The sequence below is a fragment of the Streptomyces sp. NPDC057654 genome (assembly GCF_042800135.1).
Taxonomy (GTDB): Bacteria; Actinomycetota; Actinomycetes; order Streptomycetales; family Streptomycetaceae; genus Streptomyces.
This window is the reverse complement of sequence record NZ_JBHVHQ010000242.1, coordinates 1-10,244: the sequence shown is the minus strand read 5'-3', so window position 1 is coordinate 10,244 and position 10,244 is coordinate 1. Positions and strand designations below refer to the sequence as shown.

At 70.4% G+C, this 10,244-nt stretch carries 3 protein-coding genes and 1 pseudogene; 3 read left to right on the top strand and 1 reads right to left on the bottom strand.

Going from position 1 to position 10,244, the window contains the following annotated elements; translation table 11 throughout:
- A partial coding sequence (locus ACFU99_RS19440; RefSeq protein WP_384393440.1) for a SpoIIE family protein phosphatase occupies positions 1–2,503 on the bottom strand: 2,503 nt, incomplete at its 3' end.
- A 259-nt stretch (positions 2,504–2,762) separates the two neighbouring features.
- Between ACFU99_RS19440 and ACFU99_RS19435 the strand changes: the two genes are divergently transcribed.
- From ACFU99_RS19435 to ACFU99_RS19425, 3 genes and pseudogenes are all read left to right on the top strand, one after another.
- Positions 2,763–8,315, top strand: a complete 5,553-nt coding sequence (locus ACFU99_RS19435) for a HAMP domain-containing protein (protein WP_384393437.1) — start codon at positions 2,763–2,765, stop codon at positions 8,313–8,315.
- Between the two features lie 244 nt (positions 8,316–8,559).
- Positions 8,560–9,237 (top strand): two-component system response regulator, encoded by a 678-nt coding sequence (locus ACFU99_RS19430; RefSeq protein ID WP_384393434.1) that lies wholly within the window; start codon positions 8,560–8,562, stop codon positions 9,235–9,237.
- 104 nt (positions 9,238–9,341) lie between these two features.
- A pseudogene (locus ACFU99_RS19425) lies at positions 9,342–10,244 on the top strand (cell division protein FtsK); the annotation flags it as partial.

Here is a 10,244-nt window from a genome sequence, read left to right as displayed (position 1 = left end):
CACACGTACAGGTGGTGAGGACGTCGATGAGGCCGTCGTCGCCCAGCATCCGGGCGCCCTCGCGGCGCTCGGTGACGCCGTCGGTGACGCAGAGCAGGACGTCGCCCGGGTCGAGGGTGACCGTCTGCTCGTACAGCTCCAGTTCCTCCAGCACGCCGAGCAGCGGCTGCGGTTCGGCGGCGGCCTCGACGGAGCCGTCCTGGCGGAGGCGGAGCGGCAGCGGGTGGCCCGCGCAGACGACCTTGAGGATCGCGCTGCCGTCGTGCTGGGGCCACAGCTCGCCGTAGAGCAGGGTCAGGAAGCGGCTGCGGGCGCCCTCGTCGAGGATGGCGGCGTTCAGGCGCTCCAGGACGGCCGGGCCGCCGAAGCCCTCGCGGGCGAGGAGCCGCAGCGCGTGCCGGGCGAGGCCGGTGACGGCGGCGGCCTCCGGGCCCGTGCCGCAGACGTCGCCGATGGCGAAGCCGTACGCGCCGTCACGGATCGGGAAGAGGTCGTAGAAGTCGCCGCCGACCTCGTTGCCCTCGCCGGCCGCGCGGTAGATGACCTCGACCTCGACGCCGGGGACGGTCGGCAGCTCGGGCGGCAGGAGGCTGCGCTGGAGGGACTGGCTGATGGCGGTGCGCTCGGAGTACAGGCGGGCGTTGTCGAGCGCCAGGGCGGCCCTGCGGGAGAGGTCCTCGGCGAGTTCGAGGATCTCCTGGCGGAAGTGGTCGTCGGTGGGCTTGCCGAGGGTGAGCATGCCGATGACGCGGTTGCGGGCCACCAGGGGCAGAACGACGGTCTCGCCGCCGACGGCCGAGGCGGTGGCGAGGGAGGTGCCGGGGCCGGTGGAGAGGCGTCCGGCGTCGCCGAGGCCGAGGCTCCGCAGCGAGCTGCGCAGGGCTGCCGCGTGGGCGGCGTCGGAGGGCGCGGTCCAGACGCGGGCGCCGGGGGTGGGGACCGGGTCCGGCGGCGGGACCTTGGCGAGGAGCGCCTTGAGGCCGTCGATGCGGTCCTCGTCCTCGTGCAGGACGTAGGAGAGGTCGGGCTCGGAGGACTGGTCGGCGATGGTGTAGACGGCGCACCAGGTGGCGAGGGTGGGGACGGTCATCTGGGCCATGAGGGCCAGCGTCTGGTCCCGGTCGAGGGTGCCCGCGAGCAGGTCGGACGCCTCGACGAGGAAGGAGAGGGAGCCGCGGCGCAGCCGCTCCAGCTCGCCGAGGCGCGCGGACTCGACGGCGAGGGCGATGCGGTCGGCGGCGAATTGGAGCCGCAGGGCTTCTTCGTTGCTGTACCGGCCGGGGGCCTCGGCGGCGACGCCCAGGGAGCCGGTGAGGCGGCCCTCGACCTTGAGGGGGACGGTGACGACGGAGCGCATGCCGGTGTTGTTGAGCAGCGGCACGGCGCCGGGGACGGCGCTGAGGTCCTCGTGGACGGCGGGCATCCGGGCCGAGCCGTAGCGGCCGGTGCCGGCCTCGACGGGGACGCGGGCGAAGCGCTGGCGGGCGGAGGGCAGGCCGGTGGAGGCCCGTACCTCCAGTTCGGTCTCGTCGTCCGTGGCGAGCAGCAGGTAGGCGGAGTCGCCGTCGAGCATGTCGCGGGCGCGTTCGACGGTGCGTTGGAGCAGTCCGTCGAGGTCGTCGGGGGCGGGGGAGCCGATGAAGACCTCGAAGGGGTCCGCGGAGGCGCCGCGGTCGCTGGTGGCGCCTTCCGAGCCGGAGCCGCGCTGGGGGCTCTGGAGCACCGCGCGCTCGGCGTCGCGCACGAGCAGGCAGACGGTCGAGGGGTCGCCGTCGGCGTCGCGTACGCGCAGGTGGGAGGCGTAGACGGGGACGACGCGGCCGTCCGCGCCGCGTATGCCGTACGAGCCTTCCCAGCGGGAGAGGCGGAGCGCGTCGGCGATGCCGGTGGAGGTGCCGGGGGTGTGCGGCCAGGCCGCGAAGTCGGTGAGGGGCTTGCCGGTGACCTGCTCCGGGGCGAAGCCGAAGAGGTCCTGGGCGTCGTCGTTCCAGGCGCTGATGCCGCCGACGCGGTCGATCTGGATGACGGCGACGCGGACGCGGGCGTCGGCGAGGGGGAGGGCGTCGGCGGGGAGGGCGGGGCCGGCGGAGCGGGTGCCCGCCGGGCGGGAGGGCAGGTCGAGCTGGAACCAGACCTTCTTGTTGGTGGCGGTGTATTCGACGCCCCAGCTGGTGGCGAGGGCCGCGCAGAGGAGCAGGCCGCGGCCGCCCTCGCGGTCGACGCCGCCGAGCTGGCGGCCGGAGCTCTGTAGCGGAAGCTCTCGTTCGGGGTAGTGGTCGCCGACCTCGACGCGTACGCCGGTGTCCGTGCGCAGGCACAGGACGTCGGCGGCGGTGCCCGCGTGCACGACGGCGTTGGTGACGAGTTCGCTGGTCAGGACGACGGCATCGTCCACGACGTCGGGGAATCCCCAGCCCTGGAGGGTGTCCCGGACGAACGCGCGGGCGGAGGCGACCGAGCGTCCGACCGGCTCGAAGGTGGCGGCAGCCCGCGCGGTGATCACAGCACTCCCCATTGGCCTCTCGTCGCTCCCCCCGAGTCCTGTGCCCGTTTCGCAGGTCCTCGATTCGTCCGCCAGGCTAAACCGTCGGCCGAACTTGTGTGGAACGGAGGCGCGTGTTTCGGGGGTAGTGGCGTTCAACGACCCCTCGTCCACCGGGTTACGTTCCCACTGCCGAACGGTTCGGTGCGCTGAAGTGAAACACTGGGAACGCTTGAAGTGGAAGCGCGATGAGGATGGTCGACCCTGCGGGAGGGACACGGTGGAGTCTGGCGCAGCGGCGCGGGGCGTGAGCACGCGCGCGAAAGGCGGACGGTCCCGTAGCAATGGGACGACGGAAGTGGAGACGGCGGCCCTGAATCGGCTGCTGACGGCGCTGTCGGCAATGCGCGACGGCAACTTCCGGAAGCGTATGACGGTCGCGGGCGACGGAGTGATGTCCGAGATCGCCGCCGTGTTCAACGAAATGGCGGACCGCAATCTCCAGCTGACGGGCGAGCTGGCGCGTGTACGGCGGGTGGTGGGCCGTGAGGGCAAGCTGACGGAGCGGCTGGAGGTCGGGGCCTGTGAGGGGTCCTGGGCCGCGGCCATCGACGCCTCCAACGCGCTGGTCGACGATCTGGTGCGGCCGGTGTCCGAGGTGGGCCGGGTGCTGTCGGCGGTCGCCGAGGGCGATCTGGAGCAGCGGATGGATCTGCGCTCGCAGGGGGCGGACGGCGCGGCGCACCCGCTGCGCGGCGAGTTCCTCAAGGTGGGGCGTACGGTCAACGGGCTCGTGGACCAGCTGTCGGCGTTCACCGACGAGGTCACCCGGGTGGCCAGCGAGGTCGGTACCGAGGGCAAGCTCGGCGGTCAGGCGCGGGTGCGCGGTATGTCGGGTTCGTGGAAGGACCTCACGGATTCCGTCAACACGATGGCGTCCCGGCTTACCGCCCAGGTGCGTGACATCGCTCTCGTCACGACGGCGGTGGCGAAGGGGGATCTTTCCCGCAAGGTCACGGTGCACGTGGCCGGAGAGATGCTGGAGCTGAAGAACACCGTCAACACGATGGTGGACCAGCTCTCGTCCTTCGCTTCGGAGGTGACGCGGGTAGCGCGCGAGGTCGGTACCGAGGGCGAGCTGGGCGGTCAGGCGCAGGTGCCCGGCGTCGCCGGGGTCTGGAAGGACCTGACGGACTCGGTCAACCTGATGGCGGGCAACCTCACCGCCCAGGTGCGGGGGATCGCGCAGGTCACGACGGCCGTCGCCAATGGCGACCTGTCGCAGAAGGTCACGGTGAGCGCGCGCGGCGAGGTCGCGCAGCTGGCGGAAACGATCAACCAGATGACCGAGACGCTGCGGACCTTCGCCGACGAGGTGACGCGGGTGGCCAGTGAGGTCGGCGCGGACGGCCTGCTGGGCGGTCAGGCGCAGGTGCCGGGGGCGGCGGGGACCTGGAAGGACCTCACCGACTCGGTGAACAACGCGTTCCGCAACGTCACCACGCAGGTGCGGGACATCGCGCAGGTGACGACGGCGGTGGCCAACGGCGATCTGTCGCAGAAGGTCACCGTGGACGTCGCGGGCGAGATGCTGGAGCTCAAGAACACCGTCAACACGATGGTGGACCAGCTGTCGGCGTTCGGCGCCGAGGTGACGCGGGTGGCGCGGGAGATCGGCGTCGAGGGCGAGCTGGGCGGCCAGGCGCAGGTGCCGGGGGCGGCGGGGACCTGGAAGGACCTCACCGACTCGGTGAACACGGCCTTCCGCAACCTGACCGGCCAGGTGCGCAACATCGCACAGGTGACGACGGCGGTGGCCAACGGCGATCTGTCGCAGAAGGTCACCGTCGACGTCTCCGGCGAGATGCTGAAGCTGAAGAACACCGTCAACACGATGGTCGACCAGCTGTCCTCCTTCGCCGACCAGGTCACGCGGATGGCGCGGGACGTGGGTACGGAGGGGCGGCTCGGCGGTCAAGCGCGGGTTGACGGCGTGTCCGGCACCTGGAAGGAATTGACCGACTCGGTCAACTTCATGGCCGGGAACCTCACGTCCCAGGTGCGGCAGATCGCGCAGGTGACGACGGCCGTCGCGCGCGGCGACCTGTCGCAGAAGATCGACGTGGACGCCCGGGGCGAGATCCTGGAGCTGAAGAACACCATCAACACGATGGTCGACCAGCTCTCGGCGTTCGCCGATCAGGTGACGCGGGTAGCGCGCGAGGTGGGTACGGACGGCCGGCTCGGCGGTCAGGCGCAGGTGCCGGGCGTCGCGGGTGTCTGGCGTGACCTGACGGACTCCGTGAACGGCATGGCCGGCAACCTGACGGCCCAGGTCCGCAACATCGCGCAGGTAGCCACGGCGGTAGCGCGCGGCGATCTGTCCCAGACGATCGACGTGGACGCGCGGGGCGAGATCCTGGAGCTGAAGAACACGCTCAACACGATGGTCGACCAGCTCTCCTCGTTCGCGGACCAGGTCACGCGGGTGGCGCGGGAGGTCGGCACGGAGGGCATCCTCGGCGGGCAGGCCGAGGTACAGGGCGTATCGGGTACCTGGAAGGACCTGACGCAGTCCGTCAACTTCATGGCGAACAACCTGACGTCCCAGGTCCGCAACATCGCCGAGGTGACGACGGCGGTCGCCAAGGGCGATCTGTCGAAGAAGATCACCGTGGACGCGAAGGGCGAGATCCTGGAGCTGGTGACGACCGTCAACACGATGGTCGACCAGCTCTCGGACTTCGCCGAGCAGGTCACCCGGGTCGCCCGGGAGGTCGGCACGGAGGGGCAGCTCGGCGGTCAGGCGCGGGTGCGGGACGTCACCGGCATCTGGAAGGACCTGAGCGACAACGTCAACCTGATGGCCAACAACCTGACCAGCCAGGTGCGGAACATCTCGCAGGTCGCGACGGCGGTCGCCAACGGCGACCTGACCCGGAAGGTCACCGTCGAGGCGCGCGGCGAGGTCGCGCAGCTCGCCGACACCGTGAACATCATGGTGAAGACGCTGTCGTCGATCGCGGACGAGGTGACCCGGGTCGCCCGCGAGGTGGGCACGGACGGGATCCTCGGCGGTCAGGCGCGGGTGCCGGGCGTCTCCGGTACGTGGAAGGACCTGACGGAGTCCGTCAACGGGATGGCCTCCAACCTGACCGGGCAGGTCCGCAACATCGCGATGGTCACCACCGCGATCGCCAAGGGCGACCTCACCAAGAAGATCGACATTGACGCCCGGGGCGAGATCCTGGAGCTCAAGACCACCATCAACACGATGGTGGACCAGCTGTCCTCGTTCGCCGAGCAGGTCACGCGGGTGGCCCGCGAGGTGGGCACGGAGGGGCAGCTGGGCGGTCAGGCACGGGTGCGGGACGTGGACGGCACCTGGCGGGACCTCACCGAGTCGGTGAACGAGATGGCCGGGAACCTGACCCGGCAGGTGCGGGCGATCGCCGAGGTGGCCACCGCGGTGACCCGCGGCGATCTCAACCTGAAGATCGACGTCGATGCGGCGGGCGAGATCCTGGAGCTCCAGGACAACATCAACACGATGATCGCCAACCTCCGGGAGACGACGCTCGCCAACAAGGAGCAGGACTGGCTGAAGGGCAACCTGGCCCGGATCTCCGGCCTGATGCAGGGGCGGCGCGACCTAGCGGACGTGGCGAGCCTGATCATGAGCGAGCTGACGCCGGTGGTCTCCGCGCAGCACGGCGCGTTCTTCGTGGCGACGCCGACCAACGAGAACCTGGCTACGGGCGAGAGCGCCGAGCAGGAGGCGGACGAGGACGCGTACGAGCTGCGTATGTTCGGCTCGTACGGCTACTCGATGGGGTCGATGCCCACGTCCTTCCGGCCCGGCGAGACGCTGATCGGCACGGCCGCGGAGGAGAAGCGGACCATTCTGGTGGACAACGTGCCATCGGGGTATCTGAAGATCGCCTCCGGACTGGGAGAGGCGCCGCCGGCCCATGTGATCGTGCTGCCGGTGCTCTTCGAGGGGCAGGTGCTCGGCGTGATCGAGCTGGCGTCGTTCCAGCCGTTCGCGCAGATCCAGAAGGACTTCCTGAACCAGATCGCCGAGATGATCGGCACCAGCGTCAACACCATCAGCGTCAACACCAAGACCGAGCAGCTGCTCAAGCAGTCGCAGGAGCTCACCGAGCAACTGCGGGACCGGTCGGACGAATTGGAGAGCCGGCAGAAGGCGCTGGAGATCTCCAACGCGGAACTGGAGGAGAAGTCCGAGCACTTGGCGCGGCAGAACCGGGACATCGAGGTCAAGAACACCGAGATCGAAGAGGCCCGGCAGGTTCTGGAGGAGCGCGCCGAGCAGCTCGCGGTGTCGATGCGCTACAAGTCCGAGTTCCTCGCCAACATGTCGCACGAGCTGCGTACGCCGCTCAACTCTCTGCTGATCCTCGCGAAGTTGCTGGCCGACAACGCGGAGGGCAACCTCTCGCCGAAGCAGGTGGAGTTCGCCGAGACGATCCACGGGGCGGGTTCCGATCTGCTCCAGCTGATCAACGACATTCTCGATCTGTCGAAGGTCGAGGCGGGCAAGATGGACGTCAGCCCGACGCGTATCGCGCTGGTCCAGCTCGTCGACTATGTGGAGGCGACGTTCCGGCCGCTCACGGCGGAGAAGGGACTCGACTTCTCCGTACGGGTCTCGCCGGAGCTGCCGGCGACGCTGCACACCGATGAGCAGCGACTGCTCCAGGTGCTGCGCAATCTGCTGTCCAACGCGGTGAAGTTCACGGACTCGGGCGCGGTCGAGCTGGTCATCCGGCCGGCCGGCGCGGGGGTGCCGGACAGCATCCGCGAGCAGCTGCTGGAGTCGGGGGCGCTGCGCGAGGCGGACGGCGGCGTCATCGCCTTCTCGGTCACCGACACCGGTATCGGGATCGCGGCGAGCAAGATGCGGGTGATCTTCGAGGCGTTCAAGCAGGCGGACGGCACGACCAGCAGAAAGTACGGCGGTACGGGCCTCGGCCTGTCGATCAGCCGGGAGATCGCCCGGCTGCTCGGCGGCGAGATCCACGCCGCCAGTGAGCCGGGCCGCGGCTCGACCTTCACGCTGTACCTGCCGCTGAACCCGACCGAGCTGCCGCCGCAGAACTACTCGCAGCTCGCCCTCGCCGGGCATGCCACGGGGCCGCTCGCGCTGGAGCGCGCCGCGGGCGCGCCGTCGGGCGACGGGGCCGCGGCGCAGGAGCAGGAGAACGGCGCCGCGGCGTTCGGCGCGCAGCAGCAGGGCGCGGCCGGGCTCTTCCGGCGGCGGCAGCGGGCGGCGCAGGAGGCGGAGCAGCAGTCGGCGGCGCCGTCGGGCCAGGGGTCCGAGGACGCGGCCAGCGGCGAGCCGGCGGCCACGGGCGCCTCGGCGGCCCAGCCGTCGTCCGAGCCGTGGCTGAGCAATGGCCAGGATCTGGTGGCCGCGGGGTTCGCGGGCGGATTCCACGGCGAGAAGGTGCTCATCGTCGACGACGACATCCGCAATGTGTTCGCGCTCACCAGCGTGCTGGAGCAGCACGGCCTGTCGGTGCTCTACGCCGAGAACGGCCGGGAGGGGATCGAGGTCCTCGAACAGCACGATGACGTGGTGGTCGTCCTGATGGACATCATGATGCCGGAGATGGACGGCTACGCGACGACGACGGCGATCCGGCGGATGCCGCAGTTCGCCGGGCTGCCGATCATCGCGCTCACCGCGAAGGCGATGAAGGGCGACCGGGAGAAGGCCATCGAGTCCGGCGCGTCCGACTATGTGACCAAGCCGGTCGACACTGATCATCTGCTGGCGGTGATGGAGCAGTGGATGCGCGCTGAGTGACGGATGGCTGATCGAACCACGGCGGAGTGTTGACTGACTGTGGCCAAACACGTGTGGGAACGCGGTATTCGGGGAACCTTCTGGTCTCCCACCGCGTTTCTGCTACGTGCACAGTGACTTCGCGGTGACAGGGTGTGGCGACAAGCGGGGTGCGGCTACCATGACCGGCACAAGGACGGGCGGCGCAAGGGAGTCGTCCCCTGGGGCGGCACCCGGCGCATTTCCGGGGCGAGGAGGACGGGCCATGGTGCAGAAGGCCAAGATCCTCCTGGTCGATGACCGGCCGGAAAATCTGCTGGCGCTGGAGGCCATCCTCTCGGCGCTCGATCAGACACTGGTCCGGGCATCGTCAGGGGAGGAGGCGCTCAAGGCGCTGCTGACGGACGATTTCGCAGTGATCCTGCTGGACGTCCAGATGCCGGGCATGGACGGTTTCGAGACCGCCGCCCACATCAAGCGCCGGGAGCGGACGCGGGATATCCCGATCATCTTCCTCACGGCCATCAACCACGGTCCGCACCACACGTTCCGCGGTTACGCGGCCGGTGCGGTGGACTACATCTCCAAGCCCTTCGACCCGTGGGTGCTGCGGGCCAAGGTCTCCGTGTTCGTCGAGCTGTACATGAAGAACTGTCAGCTGCGTGAGCAGGCGGCCCTGCTCCGCCTCCAGCTGGAGAGCGGCCAGGGCGCCGCCGTCGACAGCAAGGAGCCGACGGGGCTGCTCGCCGAACTCTCCGCGCGCCTCGCGGCCGTGGAGGAGCAGGCCGAGGCGCTCTCCAAGCAGCTGGACGAGTCCGCGGACGCCGCGGCCGTCGCCACCGCCGCCCACCTGGAGCGCAAACTCACCGGACTGCGGCGGGCGCTGGACGCGCTGGAGCCCGGCGCGGGCAGCGGCGCCAGTACGGTCCCCTCACAGAACTGAGCTGTTGACGCCGCGTCACCGCGAGGCCCGCCGACACGCGACACGAACGGGTGAAGGCGTAGACACACGTGTCCCTCGCGGCCGACAACGGTAACCTCACCACCATGGCCTCACGTACGTCCGGCAAGGGTTCCCAGAGCACGGCGGGCACCTCGAAGCAGCGCGCCGGACGCTCCGGGAGCGCTGCCCAGAAGGCGCCCGCGAAAAAGGCTCCGGCCAAGAAGGCGCCCGCCAAGAAGTCCGCCGCGCCCGCGAAGAAGGCGCCCGCCAAGCGCGCCCCGGCGAAGAAGGCCGCGGCCAGGCCCGCACCGAAGCCGGCGCCGTCCCCGACGAACGGCGTCTTCCGGCTCGTACGGGCGCTGTGGCTCGGTCTGGCGCACACGGTGGGCGCGCTGTTCCGCGGCGTCGGGCGCGGCGCGAAGAACCTGGACCCGGCGCACCGCAAGGACGGCCTCGCCCTGCTGCTGCTCGGCATCGGGCTGGTCATCGCGGCCGGCACCTGGGGCGATCTCCGGGGCCCGGTCGGGGACCTGGTGGAGATGCTGATCACCGGCGCGTTCGGCCGCCTCGACCTGGTCGTGCCCATACTGTTCGGCGCCATCGCGGCCCGCCTGATCCGCCACCCGGAGAAGCCGGAGGCGAACGGACGCATCGTCATCGGGCTCTCCGCCCTGGTCATCGGCGTCCTCGGCCAGGTGCACGTGGCGTGCGGGGCGCCCAGCCGCGGCGACGGCGCGCAGGCCCTCCAGGACGCCGGCGGGCTGATCGGCTGGGCGTCGGCCAGCCCGCTGATCTACACGGTCGGCGAGGTGCTGACCGTGCCGCTGCTGATCCTCCTCACGATCTTCGGGCTGCTCGTCGTCACGGCCACCCCCGTCAACGCCATCCCGCACCGGCTGCGGCAGCTCGCCGTGCGACTCGGCCTCGCGGAGCCGCTGCCCGAGGAGTACGACAGCGGCATCCACGGCGCGGGCGAGTACGGCGCGGGCGAGTACGGCGAGGAATGG